Origin of the sequence: Eikenella sp. Marseille-P7795 (assembly GCF_916618725.1) — a bacterium.
In the GTDB taxonomy this organism is placed as follows: Bacteria; Pseudomonadota; Gammaproteobacteria; order Burkholderiales; family Neisseriaceae; genus Eikenella; species Eikenella longinqua.
Window position 1 is genome coordinate 464,625 of the sequence record NZ_CAKAJZ010000001.1, and the last position, 24,614, is coordinate 489,238.

Annotated in this window: 23 protein-coding genes; 10 read left to right on the forward strand and 13 right to left on the reverse strand. The window is 60.7% G+C overall.

Annotation, left to right across the window (positions count from 1 at the left end):
* Positions 1–197: 197 nt before the first annotated feature.
* From speD to LG371_RS02375, 6 genes are all read right to left on the reverse strand, one after another.
* Entirely contained in the window at positions 198–566 is a 369-nt protein-coding gene (speD, locus tag LG371_RS02350; RefSeq protein ID WP_067589588.1) for an adenosylmethionine decarboxylase, read from the reverse strand.
* Positions 563–718, reverse strand: a complete 156-nt coding sequence (locus tag LG371_RS02355; protein ID WP_156503437.1) for a hypothetical protein — start codon at positions 716–718, stop codon at positions 563–565. Before LG371_RS02355 ends, speD begins: the two co-directional genes overlap by 4 nt.
* A 6-nt stretch (positions 719–724) precedes the next feature.
* A complete protein-coding gene (locus tag LG371_RS02360; protein ID WP_225747641.1) occupies positions 725–2,302 on the reverse strand; it encodes a DUF4178 domain-containing protein in 1,578 nt (525 codons plus the stop codon).
* Positions 2,303–2,354: 52 nt separating this feature from the next.
* Positions 2,355–2,825, reverse strand: coding sequence for a GNAT family N-acetyltransferase (locus LG371_RS02365; protein WP_225747642.1), 471 nt, complete (start codon positions 2,823–2,825; stop codon positions 2,355–2,357).
* Positions 2,826–2,989: 164 nt separating this feature from the next.
* The gene (locus LG371_RS02370; protein WP_225747740.1) at positions 2,990–4,033 is read right to left on the reverse strand and encodes an SPFH domain-containing protein; all 1,044 of its coding nucleotides are present in this window, start codon (positions 4,031–4,033) and stop codon (positions 2,990–2,992) included.
* A gap of 90 nt (positions 4,034–4,123) precedes the next feature.
* Entirely contained in the window at positions 4,124–4,522 is a 399-nt protein-coding gene (locus LG371_RS02375) for a DUF350 domain-containing protein (RefSeq protein ID WP_067589453.1), read from the reverse strand.
* Between the two features lie 263 nt (positions 4,523–4,785).
* On the opposite strand from LG371_RS02375, the gene LG371_RS02380 reads away from it, so the two are divergent.
* A complete protein-coding gene (locus LG371_RS02380) occupies positions 4,786–6,303 on the forward strand; it encodes a polyamine aminopropyltransferase (RefSeq protein WP_225747643.1) in 1,518 nt (505 codons plus the stop codon).
* Between the two features lie 251 nt (positions 6,304–6,554).
* Here LG371_RS02380 and LG371_RS02385 read toward each other — a convergent pair whose 3' ends face one another.
* Complete coding sequence (locus LG371_RS02385; RefSeq protein ID WP_067589457.1) at positions 6,555–7,754, reverse strand: acetate kinase; 1,200 nt, start codon at positions 7,752–7,754, stop codon at positions 6,555–6,557.
* 595 nt (positions 7,755–8,349) lie between these two features.
* On the opposite strand from LG371_RS02385, the gene LG371_RS02390 reads away from it, so the two are divergent.
* The 6 genes from LG371_RS02390 to lysS all read left to right on the forward strand — a co-directional run bounded on the left by LG371_RS02390 (position 8,350) and on the right by lysS (position 16,940).
* Positions 8,350–9,783 carry an amino acid permease gene (locus LG371_RS02390; protein ID WP_067589594.1) on the forward strand — a complete coding sequence of 478 codons (1,434 nt, stop codon included), beginning with the start codon at positions 8,350–8,352 and terminating at the stop codon, positions 9,781–9,783.
* A gap of 171 nt (positions 9,784–9,954) precedes the next feature.
* Positions 9,955–11,319, forward strand: coding sequence for a tRNA uridine-5-carboxymethylaminomethyl(34) synthesis GTPase MnmE (mnmE, locus tag LG371_RS02395; protein WP_067589460.1), 1,365 nt, complete (start codon positions 9,955–9,957; stop codon positions 11,317–11,319).
* A 61-nt stretch (positions 11,320–11,380) separates the two neighbouring features.
* Entirely contained in the window at positions 11,381–12,700 is a 1,320-nt protein-coding gene (locus tag LG371_RS02400; protein ID WP_225747644.1) for an MFS transporter, read from the forward strand.
* A gap of 193 nt (positions 12,701–12,893) precedes the next feature.
* The gene (gene bioB, locus LG371_RS02405) at positions 12,894–13,967 is read left to right on the forward strand and encodes a biotin synthase BioB (RefSeq protein WP_225747645.1); all 1,074 of its coding nucleotides are present in this window, start codon (positions 12,894–12,896) and stop codon (positions 13,965–13,967) included.
* Between the two features lie 288 nt (positions 13,968–14,255).
* Positions 14,256–15,098, forward strand: coding sequence for a class II glutamine amidotransferase (locus LG371_RS02410; protein WP_225747646.1), 843 nt, complete (start codon positions 14,256–14,258; stop codon positions 15,096–15,098).
* A gap of 321 nt (positions 15,099–15,419) precedes the next feature.
* Positions 15,420–16,940: a lysine--tRNA ligase gene (gene lysS, locus LG371_RS02415; RefSeq protein ID WP_067589597.1), complete on the forward strand. Its 1,521-nt coding sequence runs from the start codon at positions 15,420–15,422 to the stop codon at positions 16,938–16,940.
* A gap of 200 nt (positions 16,941–17,140) precedes the next feature.
* Here lysS and dnaJ read toward each other — a convergent pair whose 3' ends face one another.
* A complete protein-coding gene (gene dnaJ / locus LG371_RS02420) occupies positions 17,141–18,253 on the reverse strand; it encodes a molecular chaperone DnaJ (RefSeq protein ID WP_067589472.1) in 1,113 nt (370 codons plus the stop codon).
* 306 nt (positions 18,254–18,559) lie between these two features.
* On the opposite strand from dnaJ, the gene LG371_RS02425 reads away from it, so the two are divergent.
* Positions 18,560–19,168, forward strand: a complete 609-nt coding sequence (locus LG371_RS02425; RefSeq protein ID WP_225747647.1) for a nucleoside triphosphate pyrophosphatase — start codon at positions 18,560–18,562, stop codon at positions 19,166–19,168.
* A 146-nt stretch (positions 19,169–19,314) separates the two neighbouring features.
* Positions 19,315–20,481, forward strand: a complete 1,167-nt coding sequence (locus LG371_RS02430; protein ID WP_225747648.1) for an NnrS family protein — start codon at positions 19,315–19,317, stop codon at positions 20,479–20,481.
* 41 nt (positions 20,482–20,522) lie between these two features.
* On the opposite strand, the gene LG371_RS02435 is transcribed toward LG371_RS02430, so the two are convergent.
* Positions 20,523–21,332, reverse strand: coding sequence for a DUF4198 domain-containing protein (locus LG371_RS02435; protein ID WP_225747649.1), 810 nt, complete (start codon positions 21,330–21,332; stop codon positions 20,523–20,525).
* Between the two features lie 177 nt (positions 21,333–21,509).
* On the opposite strand from LG371_RS02435, the gene LG371_RS02440 reads away from it, so the two are divergent.
* Positions 21,510–22,121 (forward strand): hypothetical protein, encoded by a 612-nt coding sequence (locus LG371_RS02440; protein ID WP_225747650.1) that lies wholly within the window; start codon positions 21,510–21,512, stop codon positions 22,119–22,121.
* Here LG371_RS02440 and LG371_RS02445 read toward each other — a convergent pair.
* The 4 genes from LG371_RS02445 to purB form a co-directional block, all read right to left on the reverse strand.
* A complete protein-coding gene (locus LG371_RS02445; protein ID WP_156503438.1) occupies positions 22,101–22,262 on the reverse strand; it encodes a hypothetical protein in 162 nt (53 codons plus the stop codon). The genes LG371_RS02440 and LG371_RS02445 overlap by 21 nt on opposite strands.
* A gap of 60 nt (positions 22,263–22,322) precedes the next feature.
* Positions 22,323–22,880 (reverse strand): DUF4184 family protein, encoded by a 558-nt coding sequence (locus LG371_RS02450; RefSeq protein ID WP_255593050.1) that lies wholly within the window; start codon positions 22,878–22,880, stop codon positions 22,323–22,325.
* Complete coding sequence (locus LG371_RS12210; RefSeq protein ID WP_255593051.1) at positions 22,805–23,089, reverse strand: DUF4184 family protein; 285 nt, start codon at positions 23,087–23,089, stop codon at positions 22,805–22,807. Before LG371_RS12210 ends, LG371_RS02450 begins: the two co-directional genes overlap by 76 nt.
* Positions 23,090–23,217: 128 nt before the next feature.
* On the reverse strand, positions 23,218–24,585 hold the full coding sequence (gene purB / locus LG371_RS02455; RefSeq protein ID WP_067589487.1) for an adenylosuccinate lyase: 1,368 nt from the start codon (positions 24,583–24,585) through the stop codon (positions 23,218–23,220).
* Positions 24,586–24,614 lie beyond the last annotated feature (29 nt).

The window sequence follows — 24,614 nt, forward strand, 5'->3', positions numbered from 1 at the left end:
ACCGCGTTAGCTCGCCTTGCCGTACTCCTGTACTGTCTGCGGCTCGCTGCCTGGTATCGAAAGCCAATTTGATTCGCTATCGCCGCCATCCGGCCAGCCTGTTAGGAAACATTCCGGCACGCAAAAGGCTACCTGAAAACCTCATATCGGTTTTCAGGTAGCCTTTTATTGCCCGCTATCCTTAAAAATCCTTCAAATCAACGCAACGGCAAGCCTGCTTCGCCGCCACGCTGGTGCACCTGCCACACGCCGCGTTCGGCCTGCAAGGCCTGCTCCAGCGTGTTTTTGGCGGATTCCGGCATCAGGCTGCCGCAGAGGAAGATATCCAGCGCGGCAAAGCCGTGCTCCGGCCAGGTGTGAATGCTCATATGCGATTCGGCCAAGAGCAGCACGCCGGTCACGCCGCCTTCGCCGCCGAAGGTGTGGAAACGGCTGTCGAGCACGGTGGCGCCGATGCGTTCGGCGGCTTGACGCAGGGCGTTTTTCAGGTAGCCTTCATCGCGCAACAGCGCGGACGGGCAGCCGTATAAATCCAGCAGGCCGTGGCAGCCGGGGCTGTGGCTCATTTGTGCCATCCCGAAGACGAGCTGCCGCCGCCCACGCGCGAGCCGTGGTAGGAACGGCTGCCGCTGTTGCTGCTGCCCACAGAGCCGTAGTTGACAGAAGTGCTAACCAGAATGGCTAGGATGCTGCAAATCAGATAAGTATTTCTCGACATTTTGTTTCACTCGTCATCGTCATCGTCATCGTCATCATCGCCGCCGCCGCCGCTGAACACGTCGCCGCGTTTCGCTAAGAAATACAGCACCATAACCGACACCGTGCCGGCCAAGGAGATGTCTTCATCGGAAGACAGCATGCTGAACCAGGCCGGCAGGTTGATGATGACAAACACCGCAACCAACAGCAGCATCAGCCCTTTCGACGGGCCGTCGGCGCGCATATCGGCGCTGTATTGCGGCACATCGCTGCCGCTGAGACCAAACCATTCGCGCACCTGCCGGTAGCTCACCGGCGTGCTCTGGCTCCAAGCGGCCTCGTGGCGGTTGCGCTCGGCGCAGAGCTTGCCGTTGCCGTTTTGGCGGTAGTCGGAATAAAAATCCACGTCGCCTTGGCGGATGTGCCAGTAAAACGCGCCGGCGGCAAGCACCACGCGCCCGCCGTAGTCGTAGAGCTTGGGCAGGCCCTGCGGCTGGAAAAGCTCTCCCTGCAAGCGCGGCCACACATTGAGCGTTTCCGACACGCTCCATTCGCCATCGCTTTCCACCAGCCACATAAACCCGGCCTGCGGCTCGAAGAGCAGGTATTCCGTCCAGCTGCCCTCGGGTGTGATGCCGGAAGGATTTTTGCCAAACAGCAGGTTAAACGCGTCGCCGGGCTCCAATTCGTCTTTGCGCACCGCGCCGATGAGGGTGTAGGTGCGGTTGTTGATGGTGGCTTCCGCACCCAGCTTCAGCGTGAAGGCATCGGCCTGCGCGGCACGACGGTTGTTGGCTTCCAGCAGCTCCAGCTTGCCTTCTGCAGCATCCAGGCTGCTGCCGCAGCTGGGGCAGAGGATGGAGGGGGTGAGCCCGGTAATCCATTGCACGGGCGAGCCGCAGTTGGGGCAGCTTTCGGCTTGGCGCGTGCCTTTGAGTTTGCCCGCGCTGCCGGCCACCTCGGCGCTGCTGCGCGTGTTGGAGAGCTGCAAGTCGGCCAGGTTTACGCCCCGCCCGATAAAGGCTTCGGGCGGCGACTCGGCGTAATCTAGCGTGAGGAAGGCTTGCTCGCAGCGCCAGTCGGCCACCCGGTTTTTCATCTGCGGCGGCAGCTCAAAGGGCAGTTCGCCCTCGGCGGCGGCCTGCTCCAGCACGATGTCGCGCACGTCGGCGGCCCAGAAGCGTTTGCCTTGGTACACAAAGTTGCTGTGGCCGGGCACTAAGTTGTCGAATTCGGGCGTGTCCGGCAGCGGCTCGGCGGCGGGTAGGGTGAACACGTATTGGTCGCCGGCTTCGGAGAGCCAGCCGTTGCTGCCGTCGGCAAACTGCACATACCATTCGTTCCACAAGCCGGCTTCGTATTTGGCCTGCAGGCGGCCGATGATGGAAAACGGCTGCGCGGCAAAGGTGCCGGCGGTGCCGATTTGCAGCGGGCTGAAGTCTTCCAGCAGGGCGGAATCGCGGCCGCTGTCGATAATGCCCGCGCCTTGCCGCACCAGAAGGCTGTGGCAGAAGCCGCATACCAGCGTGACCGCTGTGGCCGAATGCGCGTGTACGGGCGCGCCGCAGCTGGGGCAGTCGGTTTGGAAGAAGGGTTCGCTCATGGTTGGTTTCCTATGGGGCGGGCGGGTTGGGTGTTCTTTTTTCAGGTAGCCTTTAAAGCTGCTGTTCCAACAGGGTTTTCAGCGGGGTCATGCCCAGGCGGCGATAGAAGCGTTCGGCGCCGTCGTTGCCGTGCATCACGTTTAATGTGAGGCTGTGGCAGCCTTGGGCGCGGGCGAATTCGAGCAGATAGTGATACAGCTGCTCGCCGATTTTTTTGCCGCGCTGCGAAGCGTCTACGCACAAATCGTCTAAGTACAACACTTTGCGGTCTACCAGCGAAACATCGCCGCAGGCTACCTGAAATTGGCACACGGCATAACCCTGCACTTTGCCGCTTTCATCCTGATACACGAACACGGGCTGGTTTTCATCGGCAATCAGGGCGCGCACTTCTTCATCGAAATATTTGCGTGCGCCGGCACGGTAGAGGTCGGGGCGGGCTTGGGCGTGCACGGCGTGCACTTGGTAGAGCAGTTCGCCAATGCGCTCGGCGTCGGCGGTTTGGGCGGGGCGGATGGGCATGGGCTATCTTTCGGTTGTTGGTTGGTTAATCGGTTTTGGCTTTGCAGAAACTCAGCCTGAGAAGTTTTCAGGTAGCCTCTATTTGCCGCGTTTGAGGCTACCTGAAAACTGCGCAACATCGTTTTAACTTCGGTGAAGCTTACGCTTTCAGGTAGCCCCGCGCTTTAGCCGATTAGCTGCTTCAACACTTCGGCTTTGGCTTTTTCGTAGTCTTCGGCGGAAATCAGGCCGCCGTCGAGCAAGGTTTTGAGTTTGGCGAGCTTGGCCTGCGGGTCTTCGGCGGCGGGCGCGGCCGGGGCGGCGGCGGGCTGTGCCGGCTGGGCGGGCGCGGTTTGCACGGGCTGCGGCTGCTGCATCATGCCGCTCATGGCGCCGGCCATGGCCTGCCCGATGCCGGCGCCCACGCCGAGGCCTGCGCCGATGCCGGCGATGCCGCCTTCGTTTTGCGCGGCCAGCGGGATGGCGGTGGCGGTTTGGTATTGGGTGAATTTGCCCATGTCGCCGATGATGCCCATCGACATTTTGCTGTCGAGCGCTTTTTGCACGTTTTCGGGCAGGCCCACGCTTTCCACAGTGAAGTTCTCCAGCGCGAGGCCGAGCTTGGCAAATTCGGGCAGCAGCAGCTCGTTCATTTTCTGCGACAGCAGCACTTGGTTGGCGGCCATATCGAGGAAGGGGATGCCGGATGTGCCGAAGGCGGCGGCCAGCTGGGTCATGGCCAGGTTGCGCAGCTGCTGTTCGAGCTGCTCGCCGCTATAAGAGGCGCCCACGCCGCTCACTTCGCGGAAGAAGGCGGCGGGGTCGCTGATGCGGTAGGCATACATGCCAAAGGAGCGCAGCTGGATCACGCCGAAATCGGCATCGCGCACGGTAACGGGCTGGGAAGTGCCCCAGCGGCGGGCGAGCTGCTGGCGGGGGTTGAAGAAATAAACGTCGGATTTGAATGGGGATTGGAAGAGTTTATCCCAGTTTTTCAGGTTGGTGAGGATGGGCAGGGTTTGCGTGGTGAGCGTGTAGCGGCCGGGCTGGAACACGTCGGCGGCTTTGCCTTCGTCCACAAACAGGGCAGCCTGCGCCTCGCGCACGGTGAGGCTGGCGCCGTTTTGGATTTCCTGATCGGCCACGGGGAAGCGCCACATCAGCAGCCCTTCTGCGGGATTCGGCCATTCGATAACGTCGATAAACTGCTTCTTGATGAAATTGCCCAGCATGGGGATTCCTTTCGTTTGTTTGAATACTTGGAATGGAAAGGGCTACCTGAAAACGATCTAACAACTTTTTCAGGTAGCCTGTATGCGTTAAGACAGGCAGGCCGCGTTCAGCAGGCCCACGGCAATGGAAATCACGGCGCAGAGCGTGCCCACGGCCACATTATTGCCTGCCAGCTCGGCGGCGGAATCGGGCACGAGGCGGGTGGCGGCGAAATACACGGCAATCTGAATCACCGCCGCGGCCAAGCCCCACAACACGAAATCCATCATGCTCACGCTGTGCGCGATGCTGGAAGCCAGCGGCAGGCAGAAGCCGATGAGCGCGCCGCCGAAAGAGAGGGCGCAGGCTAGGTTGCCGCGCTTGATCAGCTTGAGTTCGTCGGCCGGGGTGATGCGCAGATACACGGCGGCAAACAGCGCCGTCATCACCAGCCCGATCAGCAGGTATTGCAGATACAGCAGATATTGTCCTATGGAAATGCTCATGGCTTGCCTTTGCGGTGTGGATGGAGGGGAAAATGCTTGCCGCGCCAAGGGATTTGCCCCGGGGCAGGGCGGCACGCTATATGAGGCTGATTATGCCACACAACATACGCCATTCCTACTCAACTTCCTGCCCAATCCAGCACAAAACCCACACCATCCGTGCCGCACACACCAAAACTTGATGTATGCCAAGTTTTGTAAGAAATCCACTGCATCGGCCGGCTGCTATAATCCGCAGGCTACCTGAAAAGGCTACCTGAAAAATGAAACCCGACCGTATTCTTATTATCTCCGTATTCATCGTGGCTAGCTGCGGCTTGGCCTACGAGCTCATCATCGCCGCGCTGGCCAGCTACCTCTTGGGCGACAGTATTTTGCAGTTCTCCTCCATCATCGGCCTCTACCTCTTCGCCATGGGCATCGGCGCGCACCTCACCAAATACATCCGCGACGAAGACGCGCTTTCGCGCTTTATCGAAATCGAATTGCTGGTGGGCATCATTGGCGGCGTGTCGGCCCTGGTGCTGTTTGTGGTGTTCGGCTTTTCCGCCGCGCCCTTCCGCACGCTCTTGTATGCGCTGGTGCTGACGGTGGGGATTGTGGTGGGCATGGAGATTCCGCTGGTGATGCGCGTGCTCAACCAGCGGCAGGCGGAGTTTAAAGACTTGGTGGCCAAGGTGCTCACCTTCGATTACTTGGGCGCGCTGGCCGTGTCGCTGCTGTTTCCGCTGGTGCTGGCGCCACGGCTGGGCATGGCGCGCTCGGCTCTGCTTTTCGGCCTGCTCAACGCCGCCGTGGCCGTGCTCACCGCCCGCGCCTTCAAAAGCCAACTGCCGCGCTACCGCGCCATCCAAACGCGCGGCGCCATCGTTTTATTCGGCCTGCTGACCGCCTTTGCCGCCGCCAACCGTATCACCTTCCTGGCCGAGCAAAGCTACTTCGGCGACCCGGTGGTGTTTGAAAGCCATTCGCCCTACCAGCGCCTGGTGGTGACCAAATGGCACGACGACATCCGCCTCTATATCAACGGCAACCTGCAATTCTCCTCGCGCGACGAAGCCCGCTACCACGAAGCCCTGGTGCTGCCCGCCATGCAGATGGCCGGCGAAGAGGCCAAAAACGTGCTGATTCTGGGCGGCGGCGACGGGCTGGCGGCGCGCGAAGTGCTGAAATACCCGCAGGTGCAAGGCATCACGCTGGTGGACCTCGACCCGCAGATGACCGGCACCTTCCAATCTTCCACCGAGCTGAGCCGCCTGAATGCCGGCTCTCTCACCAACCCCAAAGTGCGCGTGGTGAACGACGACGCGGCCAAATGGCTGGAGCAGGCGCAGGAAAAGTTTAACGTAATCATCATCGACCTGCCCGACCCTTCCAATTTCTCGCTGGGCAAGCTTTATTCCGTGCCGATGTATCGGCTGGTGGCGCGGCATTTGGCGCCGGGCGGCAAAATCGTGGTGCAATCCACCTCGCCTTATTTTGCGCCGCATGCTTATTGGTCGGTGGTAGCCACGCTGGAGGCCGCCGGGCTCGCCACTGCGCCGTATCATGTGTATGTGCCGTCTTTCGGCGAATGGGGCTTCGTGCTGGCCGCTGCCGAGCCGGATTTCCCCGTGCCCGCGCAATTTAGTGTGCCCACCCGTTTCCTCAATGCCGACACCGCCGCCGAAATGTTCCGCTTCCCGCCCGACATGGCGCGCCGCGATGTGCAGCCGAACTATTTGAACACGCAGATTTTGGTGCACTATTTCGAGCAGGATTGGCGCAATGTGATCCGGTAAACAGAAAGGCTACCTGAAAACGAGCGAAGTGAGTTTCGCCAAAACGCAGCACGCAATGTTTCAACTGCGTTGAAGCGCACGTTTTCAGGTAGCCTTTGGAATAGGCAATGACATCGCCGAACAAGAAGCCGAACAAAAAAGAGGCTACCTGAAAATTTTCGCTTCGCAGAAACTGCGCTGCGTTTTGGCGAAACTCACTTCGCTCGTTTTCAGGTAGCCTCTTTAAGTTGGCTGCTGATTAAACCAAGGTATTACCCAATCCCGGCCAGATGCGCGGTGTCTTGCGCGATCATCAGCTCTTCGTTGGTGGGGATCACCATGGCCAGCGGGGTGCTGCCCTGCTTGCTGATGATGCCGCTTTCGCCGAAGCGGGCGGCGAGGTTGGCTTCTTCATCCACAGTGAGGCCGAGGAAGCCGAGGTAGCCGATGGTTTTACTGCGGACAGTGGCGGAGTTTTCACCGATGCCGCCGGTGAACACCAGCGCGTCCAGGCCGCCGGCGGCCACGCTCATGGAGGCAACGTATTTGGCCAGGCGGTAGGCAAACACTTCCAGCGCGAGCTTGGCGCCTTCGTGGCCTTTACCGGCGGCTTCTTCGATTTCGCGGCAGTCGTTGGAAAGCTCGGAAATGCCGAGCAGGCCGCTCTGCTTGTGCAGCAGGTCGGTGATTTGCTCGATGTTGAGGCCGGCGTTGTTGTGCAGGAAGGGGAACACGTTGGCGTCGATGTCGCCGCTGCGGGTGCCCATCACCAGGCCTTCGAGCGGAGTGAGGCCCATGCTGGTGTCGCAGCATTTGCCGCTGTTGGAGGCGGCGATGGAGGCGCCGTTGCCCAAGTGGGCGATCACGAGGCGCAGGCCTTCTTCGCTGCGGCCGAGCAGGCGGGCGGCTTCGGCGGCCACGAAGCGGTAGCTGGTGCCGTGGGCGCCGTAGCGGCGCAGGCCGTATTTGCGGTAGAGCTCGCGCGGCACGGCGTAGGTGTAGGCGTGCTCGGGCATGGATTGGTGGAAGGCGGTGTCGAACACCACGGCGTGCGGCACGTGGTTGAAGATGCTGCGGGCGGCGCGGATGCCGAGCAGGTGGGCGGGGTTGTGCAGCGGGGCGAGCATGATGCAGTCTTCGATGCCTTGGATCACTTCGTCGTCCACCAGGCAGGATTCCTTGAAGCGTTCGCCGCCGTGCACCACGCGGTGGCCGACTGCACCGATGCGTTTGTCGAGCTTGCGCGCTTCCAGCTCGGCCATCAGGGCTTCCACGGCGCCGGTGTGGTTGGGCTTGTCGGCCAGGTTCACGGTGTGTTTGTCGCCGTTTGCTTTAAAGATGATGCGCGCGTCGGCCAGGTTGAGCTTTTCGGCCAGGCAGCTGAGCAATACTTCGCCGTTGGTGCTGTCCAATACGGCGCCCTTCACTGAAGAGCTGCCGCAGTTTAATACCAGAATCAATTTATCAGACATGATGTCCCTTTATGTTTAAAGTGCACGAAAACGGCGGCTGCCCGCCGGATGATTGTTTGCTGGATGCCGCAAGAACGGCTGAAAAATCCGCCGGCTATTGTAACAAAACCGCCCCGCCTTCTCTATAGACTTGGCGCAAACAAACGGGCAGAAAGGCTACCTGAAAACGGCTTGGCCCAAACAAGCGCCATCCGCACGGCCTGCCGTTTGCCTTTTCAGGTAGCCTTCCGCCTGCGGATGTGGCGTTTGCAACACGCGGCGGCGGCCGGGTTTGCGGCGGGGCGGCTGGTGCGCAAAGCCTGTGTGCAAGCTGCTTTCGGGAAAATCGGAAGCCATTGTTCCGAGTAATGTTTCTATTAAAAAAGCGGTATCTTTTGCTTATTTGATTTAACTGCGGGTTTGGGCGGTTTTGCTGCCCGGCAACTGCGCTTATAATGCGTTGAAAATCATGTTTCGGTTCCGCTGCCCCGGGCAGCCTCTTTAGGAGAGATAGAGTATGAGCACACCGAACCCCACCCCCTCCAACGCGGCCAACCCTGCCACGCAGGCCAACAAAAACAAAATCCGCCGCAATCTGAAAACCCGCCATCTCTCGATGATTGCCATCGGCGGCAGCATCGGCACCGGACTCTTCATGGCCAGCGGCAGCGCCATCCACATGGCCGGCCCCGGCGGCGCGCTCACGGCCTATGCGGCCATCGGGCTGATGGTGTATTTCCTGATGACTTCGCTGGGCGAAATGGCCACCCACCTGCCGGTGTCCGGCTCGTTTTCCACTTATGCCGCTCGCTTTGTCGATCCTTCGCTGGGCTTTGCCTTGGGCTGGAATTATTGGTTTAGCTGGGTGATTACGGTGGCGGTGGATATTTCCATTGCCGCGCTGGTAATCACCTATTGGGAGCCGATGCGCTTTATGCCGCCTTGGGGCTGGAGCCTGCTGTTTTTCGGGCTGATTGTGCTGCTGAACCTGCTTTCGGTGGAGGCGTTTGGCGAGTCGGAATACTGGTTTTCGCTGATTAAGGTGATTACGGTGGTTGTGTTCCTCGGCGTGGGCGTGCTGACGATTTTCGGGATTTTGGGCGGCAGCTATGTGGGCCTGGCCAACTTCACCGTGGGCGAGGCGCCGTTTTTGGGCGGCAGTTTTTCAGGTAGCCTGCTCACCATGCTGGGCGTGTTTCTGATTGCGGGCTTTTCGTTTCAGGGCACGGAGCTGATCGGCATCACCGCCGGCGAGTCGGAAAACCCGAAAGAGAGCATTCCGAAGGCGATTAAGCAGGTGTTTTGGCGGATTCTGATTTTCTATATTTTGTCGATTTTCGTGATCGGCCTGCTCATCCCCTACACCAACCCGGAATTGCTGGGCGCGGAGAATGTGTCGGAAATTGCCAAATCGCCGTTTACGCTGGTGTTTGAGCGGGCGGGCTTGGCGATGGCGGCAGCGGTGATGAACGCGGTCATCCTCACGTCTATCCTATCGGCGGGCAATTCGGGGATGTATGCCTCGGTGCGCATGCTGTATGCCATGGGCAAAAGCGGCATGGCGTATAAGAGCTTCCGCAAGGTAAACCGCTTCGGCGTTCCGGTGCGCTCGGTGCTGGCCACGGCGGCAGTGGTGCTGCTGCTGTTTCTCATCGAGATTTTCAACGACAACGCCTACCAATACATCCTGGCCGCTTCCGGCCTCACCGGCTTCATCGCCTGGCTGGGCATCGCCATCAGCCACTACCGCTTCCGCCGCGCCTACATCGCGCAGGGTCTGGATTTGAAAGATTTGGATTACCGCGCCAAATGGTTTCCCTTCGGGCCGCTGATTGCGCTGGTGATGTGCATGCTGGTGATTTTGGGGCAGGATACGCAGCTGGTGATGAAGGGCGACGTGGACTGGGAGCGGATTGTGGTTACCTACATGGGCCTGCCCATCTTCTTCGGCTTCTACCTCTACCACAAGCTGCGCTACCGCACCCACCTGATTCCGCTGGAAGAAGTGGATTTGGGCGACGAAGAAGACGAGGATGAGGAAGACGAATAAACCGCCCGTTTGCCCCGTTTGAGCAGATAAAGGCTACCTGAAAAACGTATTGAGGTTTTAGCTTCGCAGAAACTCAGCCTTGCTTCGCAAGACATCGTTTTCAGGTAGCCTTTTCCGCTTTTCCGTGCTGCCTTGTATAATCCCGCGTCCACACATTTTTCAGATAGCCCCATGCCGCAGCCCTCCCCCACCATCGCCGCCATCGCCACCGCCACCGGACAAGGCGGCGTGGGCGTGATCCGCCTTTCCGGCAAGCAACTGCTGCCCCTGGCGCAGCAAATCAGCGGCGGCCGCACCCCGCAGCCGCGCCGCGCCCTGCTCACCGATTTTGTGGGCGCCGAAGGCGAGCCGATCGACAACGGCCTCCTGCTCTATTTTCCTGCCCCCGCCAGCTTCACCGGCGAAGACGTGATCGAGCTGCACGGCCACGGCGGGCGCGTGGTGCTGCAAATGCTGCTCCAGCGCTGCTTCGAGCTGGGCGCGCAGCCCGCCGAGCCGGGCGAATTCACCAAACGCGCCTTCCTCAACGGCAAGCTCGATTTGGCGCAGGCCGAAAGCGTGGCCGACCTCATCGACGCCGCCAGCCAATCCGCCGCCCGCCTGGCCGTGCGCTCGCTCAAAGGCGCATTTTCCCAGCAGATTCACGCGCTGGTGGACGAACTCATCACCCTGCGCATGCTGGTGGAAGCCACGCTCGATTTTCCCGAAGAAGACATCGACTTCCTCGCCGAAGCCAAGGCCGACGAACGCCTTGTCGCACTGCAATCCCGCCTCGCCCAAGTGCTCGCCCAAGCCGAACAGGGCGCCATTTTGCGCGAAGGCATGAACGTGGTGCTGGTGGGCGCGCCCAACGTGGGCAAATCCAGCCTGCTCAACGCCCTGGCCGGCGACGACATCGCCATCGTAACCGACATCGCCGGCACCACCCGCGACACCGTGCGCGAACAAATCACGCTCGAAGGCGTGCCCGTGCACATCATCGACACCGCCGGCCTGCGCGACACCACCGACCCGGTGGAGCAAATCGGCATCGAACGCAGCCGCCAAGCCGTGCAGCAGGCCGACGTGGCGCTAATCCTCATCGACCCCGCCGAAGGCCTGAACGAGGCTACCTGCAACATCCTCGCCCAACTACCCCCTGCGCTCAAACGCATCGAAATCCGCAACAAAATCGACCTCAGCGGCGAAGCGGCGGAAAGCTGCGAACAAAGCGGCCAACCCAGCGGCGCCGACACCCTGATCAAACTCTCCGCCAAAAGCGGCGCCGGCCTCGACCTGCTCAAACAAGCCCTGCTGCGGCAAATCGGCTGGCAGGGCGAAAGCGAAAGCCTGTTTCTCGCCCGCAGCCGCCACCTGCAAGCCCTGGAAGCCGCCCAAGCCGAGCTCGGGCTCGCCGCCCTGTGCGGCCGCCATCAGCTCGAGCTCTTCGCCGAACACCTGCGCCTCGCGCAAAACGCCTGCAACACCATCACCGGCGAATTCAACGCCGACGACCTCTTAGGCGTGATCTTCAGCCGCTTCTGCATCGGCAAGTAGTTGGAAGAAATAGATTTTCATATTTTCAGGTAGCCTTTCCACATTTCACGAGGAGATTTCAATGGATATTCTGTCACGCCTGCAGGCGCTGCCTTTGAGCCGCTTCCACTATCGCCTGCTGGCCCTAATCGGGCTGGGCTGGCTGTTTGATGCGATGGACACGGGCATGGTGTCATTTGTGTTGGTTACTTTAGCCAAGGAGTGGGGCTTGAGCGCGCAGCAGTCGGGTTGGGTAGTGAGCATCGGCTTTGTGGGCATGGCGCTGGGTGCGGTATTGAGCGGCTGGGCGGCCGACCGCTTCGGACGGCGCAACGTGTTTGCTGGCACGATGGTGCTCTACGGCACGACCACGGGCTTGTGCGCACTCTCGCCGAACCTGGACGCGCTGCTGTTTTTCCGCTTCTGGGTGGGTTTCGGCCTAGGTGGGCAGCTTCCGGTGGCGGTGTCGTTGGTGAGCGAGTATGCACCGCCGAATGTGCGCGGGCGGTTTATTGTTTTGCTGGAGAGTTTTTGGGGCTTGGGCTGGCTGGCGGCGGCGCTGGCTTCGTATTTCCTGATTCCGAAATTCGGCTGGCATAGCGCGTTTACGGCGGGTTCGGTGCCGCTCTTGTATGCGTTTTTGGTGTGGAAGCAGCTACCGGAATCGGTACCTTATCTGATTGCGGCGGGCAGATCGGAGGAGGCGCACGCACTGGTGTGCCGTTTGGAGGCGGAAGCGCGCATAGCACAGGTAGCGGAAATGGTGGTGCCGCTAGCGCAAAAGAAGGAGAAAATCCTCCTCGCACAGCTGTGGCGGCCACCGTTTGCCCGCCGCACGCTGATGTTGTGGCTGATTTGGTTCGGTATCGTGTTTTCTTATTACGGGATTTTCACTTGGCTACCCAAACTGCTGGCGGGGCAGGGCTATTCGGTAGTGAAAACGTTTGAATATGTGCTGGTAATGATTTTGGCGCAGCTGCCAGGCTATTTTGCGGCGGCGGTGCTGGTGGAAAAAATCGGGCGCAAGGCCACGCTGGCAGGCTTTCTGGGCGCGTGTGCGGTGTGTGCCTATTGCTTCGGCCAAAGCGGCTCTACGCTGGAAATTATGCTGTGGGGCAGTCTGATGTCGTTTTTCAACCTGGGCGCGTGGGGCGTGCTCTACACTTACACGCCGGAGCTGTATCCGGTGCGTTTCCGCGCATTCGGCTCGGGCTGGGCGGGCGCGGTGGGCCGCATTGGAGGGATTGTGGCGCCGATGGTGGTGGCCAGCATGAGCGGCAGTGGCGATTTCGCGCGGATTTTCGTGATGTTTGCGGCGGTGCTGGCGGCGGTGGTGCTGGTGATCGTGCTGCTGGGTGAGGAAACGAAAGGACGCACGTTGGAGGAAATCAGCGCGGATTAACGGCGTGAAGCCCTGCAAAGGCTACCTGAAAATCTCGGAAGGCTTTTCAGGTAGCTTGCTGTTTGCTTTTTAGCTACACTTATTACCTTCGGAACAAAGTTTCCGTTCCCCCCCAGGGCAGCCCGCGGACATTGCGACCCGGCCTTGCCCGTCGGCGACATTGCGCCGCCGCAAATTTTTAAGGACATACAAAATGACTATCTCCCCCGTTGCCTTGCGCCGGCAAACCGAACGCAAGCCGCATCCCACTGCGCGCTATTGGAAAAAATGCGACGTCGAAGCCCTGTTTGGGCTCCCCTTCCTCGACCTCGTTTACCAGGCCGCCGAAATCCACCGCCAACATTTCAACCCGCGCGAAATCCAGCTTTCCACCCTGCTCTCCATCAAAACCGGCGGCTGCCCCGAAGACTGCGCCTACTGCCCGCAATCCGCGCACCACAACACCAATCTGGGCAAAGCGCAGATGATGGACGTGGCCGAAATTGTGGCCAAAGCCAAAATCGCCAAATCGCGCGGTGCCAGCCGTTTCTGCATGGGCGCGGCATGGCGCGGCCCCAAGCCCAAAGACGTGGAAACCGTTTCCGCCATCATCAAAGCCGTGAAAAACTTAGGCATGGAAACCTGCGGCACCTTCGGCATGCTCGAAGACGGCATGGCGGAAGACTTCAAAAAAGCCGGTTTGGACTACTACAACCACAACCTCGACACCGACCCCGAGCGCTACAACGACATCATCCACACCCGCCGCCACGAAGACCGCATGGACACCTTGGGCAAAGTGCGCAACGCCGGCCTCAAGGTATGCTGCGGCGGCATCGTCGGCATGAACGAAACCCGCGCCGAACGCGCCGGGCTGATAGCCAGCCTTGCCAACCTCGACCCGCAGCCCGAAAGCGTGCCCATCAACCAATTGGTGAAAGTGGAAGGCACGCCGCTGGCCGACGCCGAAGATTTGGATTGGACCGAATTCGTGCGCACCATCGCCGTGGCGCGCATCACCATGCCCGAAAGCTTCGTGCGCCTTTCCGCCGGCCGCAGCAATATGCCCGAAGCCATGCAGGCCATGTGCTTCATGGCGGGCGCGAACTCCATCTTCTACGGCGACAAACTGCTCACCACCGAAAACCCCGGCAAAGACGGCGACCGCGCCCTGATGGCCAAGCTCGACCTGGTGCCGCTGGCCTATCATTCCGATGCCACCGCCGAAGGCAAAAGGCTACCTGAAAACGATGTTTTGCGAAGCAAAGCTGAGTTTCTGCGAAGCTAAAGCGCTGCTTCAACGTAAGCCAAAATAAGCCGCACGGGTTTCTGCGAAGCTCAAGCCATCCGTGGAATAAAACAGGCTACCTGAAAAACCGCCGCCTGGTTTTCAGGTAGCCTTTCTCTTGCCGCTATATTTGCCGTTGCCGATGCCGCCGGCGCAGGCTACCTGAAAACCAATCTGCCCATCCGCGTTATAGCCCGCCGTTATATCGGTATGGCCGCAAAGCAGTTTTCAGGTAGCCTCAAGGCCGTTAAAATAAGCATAAAGTATCCACACCGCGAGGAAACCGCCATGTGCCAGCTTTTGGGCATGAACTGCAACACCCCCACCGACATCGTCTTCTCCTTCGAAGGCTTCCGCCTGCGCGGCGGCCTCACCGACCGCCATGCCGACGGCTTCGGCATCGGCTTCTTCGAGCAAAAAGGCGTGCGCATGTTTCACGACGACAAGCCCAGCGCCCATTCCCCCGTGGCCGATTTGGTGAAAACCTACCAAATCAAATCCACCAACGTGATCGCCCACATCCGCAAAGCCACCCAAGGCAGCGTAGGGCTGGCCAACACCCACCCCTTCATCCGCGAAATGTGGGGCGAATACTGGCTCTTCGCCCACAACGGCCACCTCGCCGACTTCCAGCCCGCCGAAGGCCAATACTACCGCGCCGTGGGCACCACCGATTCCGAGCGCGCCTTCTGCTTCATCCTCGAGCAGCTGCGCCAACGCTTCGAGCACAAGCCGCCCGTGGGCAAACTGTTTGCCGAAGTCACCGCCCTCATCGCGCAGGTGCGCTGCCACGGATTATTCAACTTCATGCTCTCCAACGGCGACATCCTGTTTGCCCACGCCAGCACCCTCCTGCACTACATCATCCGCCAAGCCCCCTTCGGCGAAGCGCACCTGATCGACAACGACGTGGCCGTGGATTTCGCCGCCGTTACCACGCCCGACGACCGCGTGGCCGTGATCGCCACCCAGCCCCTCACCAACAACGAAAGCTGGACGCAGCTCGCGGTAAACGAGCTGGTGGCCTTCCGCGACGGCGACATCATCTTGCGCGACTGCCCCGACAACCTGCGCTACCTCAGCCAGCAGGAAGGTCTGGCCATCGCCCGCGCCGCCGGCGTGGCCGCCTAAGCGCCGCCCTACTGCCGTTTTGCCGCACACGGGCCGCCGATTGTTTCCATCGGCGGCCCGTGTGCCATAGAACGCAACAGACTGTGGCTTTTGAAAAATATTTGAAAATATTTAATCCGCCCCCTTGACATACGCCGCAATCTTCCATTAATTTACAACCCTGCTTGTGGCAAGCGCCCCAAAATCGCAGGCTTGCAAACGCGTTAGGCGTGGGCAGGCGCACGGGGCGGCAGGCGCAGGCAGTTTAACTGAAGTTTTTCAACCCCTGAGGCAGTCTGCTTGAAGAGGCAGCTGTCTTTAATTTACTAATGGATGGATACCATGAATGAATCTCAACACCACGATACCCCGCAGTTAGACGAAAGCCAAGTAATGGCAGTTCGTCGCGAAAAATTGGCCGAGATCCGCAAGCACGGTGTGGCTTTCCCGAACGATTTCCGTCGCGATGCCTTTGCCGGCGACCTGCACAGCAAGTACGGCGAACTGTCTAAAGAAGAGTTGGACGAAAAGAACATCACCGTTAAGGTAGCCGGTCGCATGATGCTTCAGCGCGACATGGGTAAGGCAAGCTTCGCCACCCTGCAGGATGTTTCCGGCCAGATCCAGCTCTACGTCAACGATCAGGGCGTAGGTGAGAAGGTTCATGAAGAATTCAAGCGTTGGGACTTGGGCGACATTCTCGGCGCGGAAGGCGTATTGTTCAAAACCAACCACGGCGAGCTGACCGTACGCGTGAGCCAAATCCGCCTGTTGGCCAAAGCCCTGCGCCCGCTGCCTGATAAAGTACACGGCCTGAAAGACCAGGAAACCCGCTACCGCCAGCGTTATGCCGATTTGATCGTGAACGAAGAATCACGCGAAATCTTCAAAAAACGCGGCCGCATCATCCAAACCATCCGCAACTTCATGACTGGCGAACAGTATCTGGAAGTGGAAACCCCGATGATGCACCCGATTGCCGGCGGCGCCGCAGCCCGTCCGTTCGTTACCCACCACAACGCGCTGGACATCCCGCTGTTTATGCGAATCGCCCCCGAGCTTTATCTGAAACGCCTGGTGGTTGGCGGCTTCGAGCGCGTGTTTGAAATCAACCGCAACTTCCGCAACGAAGGCGTGTCTGCCCGCCACAACCCCGAGTTCACCATGATGGAGTTCTACGAGGCATTCTCCGACTACCACCGCATGATGGACATGACCGAAGGCGTGATTCGCGCCTGCGCCAACGCCGTTTGCGGCAGCCTGCACGTGCCCTACAACGGCAAAGAAGTGGATTTGGAAAAACGCTTCGACCGCCTCACCATCGTGGATGCGATTAAGAAATACAATCCGCAATACACCGATGAGCAGCTGAACGACGAAGAATGGCTGAAAAAAGAAGTGGTGAAACACGGTGAAGACCTGCCCGCCGCTCCTGGCGTGGGCAGCCTGCAGCTGGCTCTGTTTGAAGGCTGTGCCGAAGGCAAGCTGTGGAACCCCACCTTCATCATCGACTACCCGGTTGAAGTGTCTCCCCTGGCTCGCGCTTCCGACACCAATCCGAAGCTCACCGAGCGTTTCGAACTGTTTGCAGTAGGCCGCGAACTGGCCAACGGCTACTCAGAGTTGAACGACCCGGAAGACCAGGCCGATCGCTTCAGATCACAAGTGGCTCAGAAAGAAGCCGGCGACGACGAAGCCATGAACTACGACGCCGACTACATCCGCGCCATGGAATACGGCCTGCCGCCCACCGGCGGTTGCGGTATCGGCATCGACCGCTTGGTGATGTTGCTCACCAACGCCCCGAGCATCCGCGACGTGATCCTGTTCCCGCACATGCGTCCGGAAGAAGGCCAGCACTAATCCTTCTGGCTTAATCAAAGGCTACCTGAAAATTTCAGGTAGCCTTTTTGTTGCTTAGCGTTCCCGTAGCGGCTTTTGAAACGGAAGAAGGCTACCTGAAAAACCGTTTGCCATTTTTCAGGTAGCCTCTTGCCAACCGCCCTGCCGCCATTCCAACAAAACAGCCGGCTCAATGGCCGGCTGTTTGGCAGAACGGAAGTTTAGTCGATCAAATCGCGCAGTTTGTCCATAAACGATTTGCGGCGCGGGGTTTGGGCGCGGTCGAGGCCGGTGGAGATTTTTTCAAACTCTTCCAGCAGCTCGCGCTGGCGTTCGGTGAGGTTTACCGGGGTTTCCACCACGATGTGGCAATAGAGGTCGCCCATGGCAGAGGAACGCAGCGATTTCATGCCTTTGCCGCGCACGCGCATGCGGCGGCCGGTTTGGGTTTCTTTGGGGATATTCAGCTTCACTTTGCCGCTTAAGGTGGGCACTTCCACTTCGCCGCCCAGCGCGGCGGTGGTGAAGCTGATGGGCAGTTCGCAATGCAAATCGAGGCCGTTGCGCTCGAAGATTTCGTGGCGGCGGATGTGCACCACCACATACAAATCGCCGGCGGGTGCGCCGTGGGAGCCGGGCTCGCCTTCGCCGGAAAGGCGGATGGGCTGCTCGTTTTCGATGCCGGCGGGGATGTTCACTTCCAGCGTTTTGCGGCTCTTCACGTGGCCGGCGCCGTGGCATTTGATGCAGGGCTCTTTGATTTCGCGGCCGGAGCCGCCGCAGGTGGGGCAGGTTTGCTGGAGCTGGAAAATGGCTTGGCGCACATGCACCACGCCGGAGCCGTGGCAGGTGGAGCAGGTGGTGGCGGAGGTGCCGGGTTTGGCGCCGGAGCCGTGGCAGAGGTCGCATTCTTCGTGCGAGGGGACGGTGATGCGTTTTTTGCTGCCTGATGCGGCTTCTTCCAGCGAAATTTCAATATCGTAGCGCAGGTCTTTGCCTTGGAAGCTCTGCTGCCGGGCACCGCCGGCACCGCCAAACATCTGGCTGAAGATGTCACCGAAATCGAAGCCGCCCGCGCCGCCAAACCCGCCGAAGCCGCCGGCGTTGCCGTCCACGCCAGCCTGGCCGAATTGGTCGTAGCGGCTGCGTTTTTCTCGGTCGGAAAGGATTTCGTAGGCTTTTTGGATGGTTTTGAATTTCTCTTCCGCTTCTTTGTTGTCGGGGTTGCGGTCGGGATGGTATTTCATCGCCAGCTTGCGGTAGGCCTTTTTGATTTCGTCGTCGGAGGCGTCGCGGGATACGCCTAGGGTTTGGTAGTAATCTTGGTCGCTCATGGTGGTATTCGGGTGAAAACAAACAATTTGCCACGCAAAATAAGGGCGCTTGCGGGAAAAACAAGCGGCGCCTTAGCGGATTGAATAAATTTCCGCTGCCGGGCAGCCAAGCGCAGGCAGCATAAGGGGCAAGGCGAGCCAACGCCGTGGCGGAAATTTGGCGAATCCGCTATATTGATTTCGGCGGCGGAAAGCGGAAAATTCGCCCGTTCGGGCTATCGCGCAGAATGCGGTTTTCAGGTAGCCTGTTGTCCGTTTTCTTAGCCGCCGCCCAGTAAATTCACTATTTGAAGAAAGACCATATTGATGCCGCAAACCCTGTATTTGGCTTCGGCCAGCCCGCGCCGGCGCGAGATTTTGCACGCGCTGGGCTTCCGCACCCTGCCGCTGCCCGCTGAAATCGACGAAACCGCCCTGCCCGGCGAGGCAGTGGCAGATTATGTGGCGCGGATGGCGCGGCAGAAAAACGCAGCGGCGCGGCAGATTTTACGCCAACGCGGCGAAGAGCCCATCTGGCCAGTGCTCAGCGCCGACACGGTGGTGGCGCTAGAAGGGCAGATTCTGGGCAAACCACGCGATGCGGCGCACGCCCGCGCGATGCTGGAAAGCCTCTCGGGGCGCGAACATCAGGTGTGGACGGCGGTATGCGTGTTGCACGGCGAGCAAACGCTGGTGGCGGCGCAGCGCAGCGATGTGCGTTTCAAAAGCTTGAGTGCACAGGAAATCCAGGCCTATATCGACAGCGGCGAGCCGCTGGACAAGGCGGGCGCATACGGCATTCAGGGCGTGGGCGGCATATTTGTGGCGCACTTGGCGGGCAGCTTCAGCGGCGTGATGGGGCTGCCGGTGTTTGAAACGGTGCAGCTGCTGCGGCAGTTGGGCGCGGAAGTGCCGCCGTTTGGGCAGGCTACCTGAAAACCGGGCTACCTGAAAAAGGAAACGGCTCGGGCGCAGCAAGTATCGTTTGCCGGCATGCCAAAACTGCCCCCGCTTTGCTTTTTCAGGTAGCCTTGTATCCAACTTAACTCATTTATTTTTAACTATATTTCAACCAACACATCATGAACCTGCTCTCCCGAAACCATCCCATTTGGGGCATGGCCTTCCGCCCCCTCTATCCGCTAGCCGCCGTGTATGGCGCCGTATCCGTGCTGCTGTGGAGCTTCGGCTATCAGGGCACGGCCGCGCTACCCGGCTATTTTTGGCACGCGCACGAAATGATTTGGGGCTACACCGGCGCCATCGTGGTGGCCTTCCTGCTCACCGCCGTAGCCACCTGGACCGGCCAGCCGCGCACCTGGGGCACGCCGCTGATGCTGCTCGCCCTGCTGTGGCTGGTGTCGCGGCTGTGCATGTTTGCCGCGCCGCTCACGCTCGCGGGCGGCATTGCGGGCGTGGCGTTTTACTGGCTCGCGGCGTGGCATATGGGCGCGGCCGTGGTGCGCAGCCGCAACCGGCGCAACTATCCGGCGGTGGCGGCGCTGTTTGTGTTCGGCCTGTTGCAGGCGCTGTTTCACTGGCAGCTGGCGCGGCACAATTTTGCTGCGCTCAACCACGGCCTGCTGGCCGGGCTTGCGGTGGTGGCGGGCTTTATCGGGCTGGTGGGCATGCGCGTGATTCCGTTCTTTACCGCGCGTCGGCTGGGCTGCGAGCAAGTGAGCAGCCACCCTTATGTGATGTCGGCTTCGCTGCTGGCGCCGCTGGCGATGGCGCTGCTCTACGGTTTTCAGGTAGCCCTGCCGCTGGCGGCGCTGATTGCGCTCGCTTCGGGCGGGCTTTATATGGCGCAAACCGTGCGCTGGTGGCGGCCGGAAGTGGCGAAAGAGCCGATGCTGTGGATTCTGTTTGCCGGCTTCCTGCTCACCGGCGCAGGCTTGGCGGTGCTGGGCGCGGGCTACTGGCTGCCGCGTTGGCAAAGCCTGGGCGTGCACTTGGTGGCGGTAGGCGGCATCGGGCTGATGACGGTGGGCATGATGGTGCGCACCGCGCTGGGCCACACCGGCCGCCCGCTCTACCCCGCGCCGGCCGCCATGCCGCTGGCGTTTTGGCTGATGGCGGGCGCGGCGCTGGCTCGGGCTGCGGCGGCGGTGCTGATGTATCTGCATCCGGCGGCCTACCGCCCGGGGCTGTGGCTTTCCGGCCTGCTGTTTGCCGCCTCGCTGCTGCTCTACGCCTGGCGTTATCTGCCGTGGCTCGCCGCACCCAGGGTGGACGGCAAGGCGGGCTAGCGGCGGGCTGGGTTTCATTCGCCCGAAAGGCCGGCTGAAACTCAATGATGGCTGCTGCCGATTTCAAAAGTCAGCGTGGCATAGGCCGCCAGCTTCTGGCACACGGCCTGATCCGGGAAATCGGTTTTGTGCACCACGCGCACCTTCCAGCTGCCCTGCCGCAGCGGGATGATGCCCACCGTGCCGTCGGCGCGGGTGGTGTCGGAGAAGGCCTGCGGCTCGAGGCGATGCGATTTATCGGCCGGGTCGCGGTGGCTGAAGCCGTCGAAGGTCGCCACCACCGTGGCATCCGGCAGCGGCTCGCCGCGGAACAACACCCGCACCGGCAGCACCTCGCCCACGCGCACGTTGGCCGGATTCTCCAGCGGCACAATCTCCAGCAAATCGCCCACCGGCCGGCTGATCAGCCCCTTGCCCGCGCTCTCGTGCCCCACGTTCACCACCGCCTTGCCAAACATGCTGGTTTGCTCGCAATAGGCCGCATCCTTCATCTGCGCGAGATTCTGCCGCTGCCAGCCCTCGGCGTTGCGCGACCAAAAGGTCGGGCGGTATTGCGCCAAGAGCAGGTAGCTGCCGTCGGCCACCGCGCGCGGCGTTTCAAACTGGTAATTGTGCTGCCCGCGCTGTATCAAATTGATTTTGCCCTGCGGCGTAAGCAATTGCAGCGGCGAAGGAAACAGCGACAAGCGGTCGGCGGCAATCGGCTCCACTTCCGGATAGTGCCCGTAGCCCAGCTCGGCCTTCAGCACCTCGCCGCCGTGCGTGTGCGCCGCATTCACCCACACCTCGTGGCCGTGCGCGGCAAACGGCAGGCCCGCCAGCAGCAGGGCGGGCAATAATCGGCGAAACATAGCAACCTCCTTTGATAGATTGTGAACAAGACGGCGTGTTAACCATAACTCTGCTATTTGGCAAACAGTCGCGCCGTTTCAGGCTACCTGAAACCCCGCCCAAGCTTTCAGCCAACCCCGCTTGCGTGTAAGATGTGTGCCGGTTTCACACAACGGCAGAAAACGGACACCCACCCCATGCAAGGCAAACCCGACTGGAAAAAATACCGCCAACAGGCCGCAGAAAAGCTGCGCCGGCTCAAGCAGAAACCGCAGCTGCTGGCCGCCGCCGCCATTTTTTCAGGTAGCCTTCTGCTCGCCATCGGCCTTTTGGCCGGCAACGGCGGCAAACAGCAGGCCCCCGCGCCCCGACCCGCCCCGCAGCCTCCGCACCCGCCGAAACGACGGCAGAGGGCGGCATCGCCACCGTATCCGCCCCCATTGATTTGTTACCCCGAAGTGGCCGACGACCACGCCATCGACGACCCGCTCACCGCCGCCGAAGCCAACCCCGAGCCCGAACACGCCCTGCCCCCCGCCACCGCGCAAAGCATGAACCCCGCCTGCGAAAGCTATTTCCAACGCGCCCGCGCCTGCTTCCGCCGCGCCCCCGAAGACCAGGCCGAAGCCCTGCTGCAATCGCTCGAAGCCACCCGCGGCGACCTCGCCCAGCTCGACGCCGAAGGCTGCGAAGTGGTAAACCGCCAGTTTGGCGAGATGGTGCAACAAATGGGCTGCGAGAAAACCCAAGCCGAAGCCAAACCCGACGAACACAAATCCCCCGGCGCCTCAGCCCCGCGCGCCCGATAAATCAAGGCTACCTGAAAATTTTAGCTTCGCAGAAACTTCGCTGTGCTCGTTTTGGCGAAACTCGCTGTGCTTGTTTTTGCTGCGCAGAAACTCACTGCGTTCGTTTTCAGGTAGCCTTTTCTCATGCCGTTCACCGTTCAACCGGCCTTCCCCAACGCCAACCGCAGCACACACCACGCCGTAAACCCCAGCACCGCGCAATCAATCAGGCGGATCACCTGCGTGGCCGCATGCGCCAGCGGCACCGGCGCAGCAACCTGCCACGCCGCAAAACCGAGCAGCGACAGCCCCGCGCAAGCCGCCCAAAAACCGCACTTCTGCGCTGCATTGCGGGGCGAACGGTATGGCCGGCGCCGCGCGGCACACAACACAAACAGCAGGCAGGCCGCCACACCGAGCAGGCCCGCCGTATTGCAGCCATTTAAACAGCGGCAGGGCCAGCACCGGCTGGCGCAGCAGCGTGAAGTGCTGCACAAACCAACCGGTCGGGTGCGTGAACGCATCGAGCAGCAGATGGGTGGCCATGCCGAACAGCGCGCTGAGCACAAACGCCACGGGGCGCGCGCCTTCGGGCTGGAAACTGAAACGCCAGCCGCCCTGCCCGTTTGGGCGAAACTCGCTACGCTCATTTTTGCTGCGCAGAAACTCACTGCGTTCGTTTTCAGGTAGCCTCATTTCGGCATTCAGGCAGTTTGGCAGAAAATCGCGCAGGGCATCGCGCCACAGAGCGAGATACAGCCAATACACGGCAAGGCGCACAGCGCCAGGTTTGGCCACAGCATATCGGCCAAACCGTGCCCGCCCGCCACCGCCCGCCCGTGCAGGAAATACACGAAATCCGGCGACAGGCTGCCGATCACCAGCGCGGGAAAATGGCAGCAGCGGCAGCGAGCAAGGGGCAGCACGGCAACAGGATGGGCAAGGGTGAAAGGCATGGCGTGGGCAAATCCGGATGGGGGGAGCGGCATTGTAACGCAGCTTGAAGCGGCAGACTTGAGCATGCCTGCCCGTTTTGCCGAATACCAAAAGGCTACCTGAAAAATGGTTCGACCCTTTTTCAGGTAGCCTATTTTCTTGCCGCGCTATCGGCCGGCCGTTAAATCCGTTTGGCCAGCTCTTCTGCTTTGCCGGTGTAGCGCGCGGGGGTGAGGGCGAGCAGTTGGGCTTTGGCTTCTGCGGGGATGGCGAGGCCTTGGATGAAGCTTTGCAGGGATTCGGGGGTGATGCCGTGTTTGCCGCGGGTGAGATCTTTGAGCTGCTCGTAGGCATGGGGCACGGCGTAGCGGCGCATCACGGTTTGGATGGGCTCGGCCAAAAGCTCCCAGGTGGCGTTGAGATCGGCCTGCATGGCTTCGGGGTTGGCTTCGAGCTTGTTCAGGCCGCGCAGGTGGGCGGCCCAGCCGAGCAGGGTGTAGCCGGCACCCACGCCCATATTGCGCAATACGGTGCTGTCGGTGAGGTCGCGCTGCCAGCGGGACACGGGCAGTTTTTCGGCCATGAAGCCGAGCAGGGCGTTGGCGGTGCCGAGGTTGCCTTCGGAGTTTTCAAAGTCGATGGGGTTTACTTTGTGCGGCATGGTGGAGGAGCCCACTTCGCCGGCTTTCACTTTTTGTTTGAAGTAGCCTAGGGAGATGTAGCCCCATACGTCGCGGTTGAAGTCGATGAGGATGGTGTTGATGCGGCCGAGGGTTTGGAAGAATTCGGCCATGTAGTCGTGCGGCTCGATTTGAATGGTGTAGGGGTTGAAGCTAAGGCCGAGGGATTGCTCCACAAAGCGGCGGCAGTGGGCTTCCCAATCCATATCGGGATAGGCGGCGAGGTGGGCGTTGTAGTTGCCCACGGCGCCGTTGATTTTGCCCAAGAATTCTTGTTTTTCCAGCTGGGTGGTTTGGCGTTGCAGGCGGGCGAGCACGTTGGCGATTTCTTTGCCCAGGGTGCTGGGGGTGGCGGGCTGGCCGTGGGTGCGGCTCATCATGGGCACGGCGGCCAGGCTGTGCGCCATCTGGCGCAGTTTGGCGGCGATTTCGGCCAGCTTGGGCAGCAGCACGGCATCGCGGGCTTCGCGCAGCATCAGGGCGTGGGAGAGGTTGTTGATGTCTTCGCTGGTGCAGGCGAAATGGATGAATTCGTTTGCTTTTTGAATTTCAGGTAGCCCTTCGAAGCGCTGTTTGAGCCAGTATTCCACGGCTTTTACGTCGTGGTTGGTGGTGGCTTCGATGGCTTTCACTTCGGCAGCGTGCTCGGGCGAGAAGCCGGCGATCACGGCATCGATTTCGGCCAGCGTGGCGGCGGAAAAGGGCGGCACTTCGCCAATCTCGGGCGCGGCGGCCAGGGCTTTGAGCCATTCGAGCTCCACGCGCACGCGAGCGCGGATGAGGCCGTATTCGGAAAAAATCGGGCGCAGGGCTTCAACGGCAGCGGCATAGCGGCCGTCGAGCGGGGAGAGGGCGAGCAGGGCAGACATGGCGGATTCCTATAATGGGCAATAAAAAC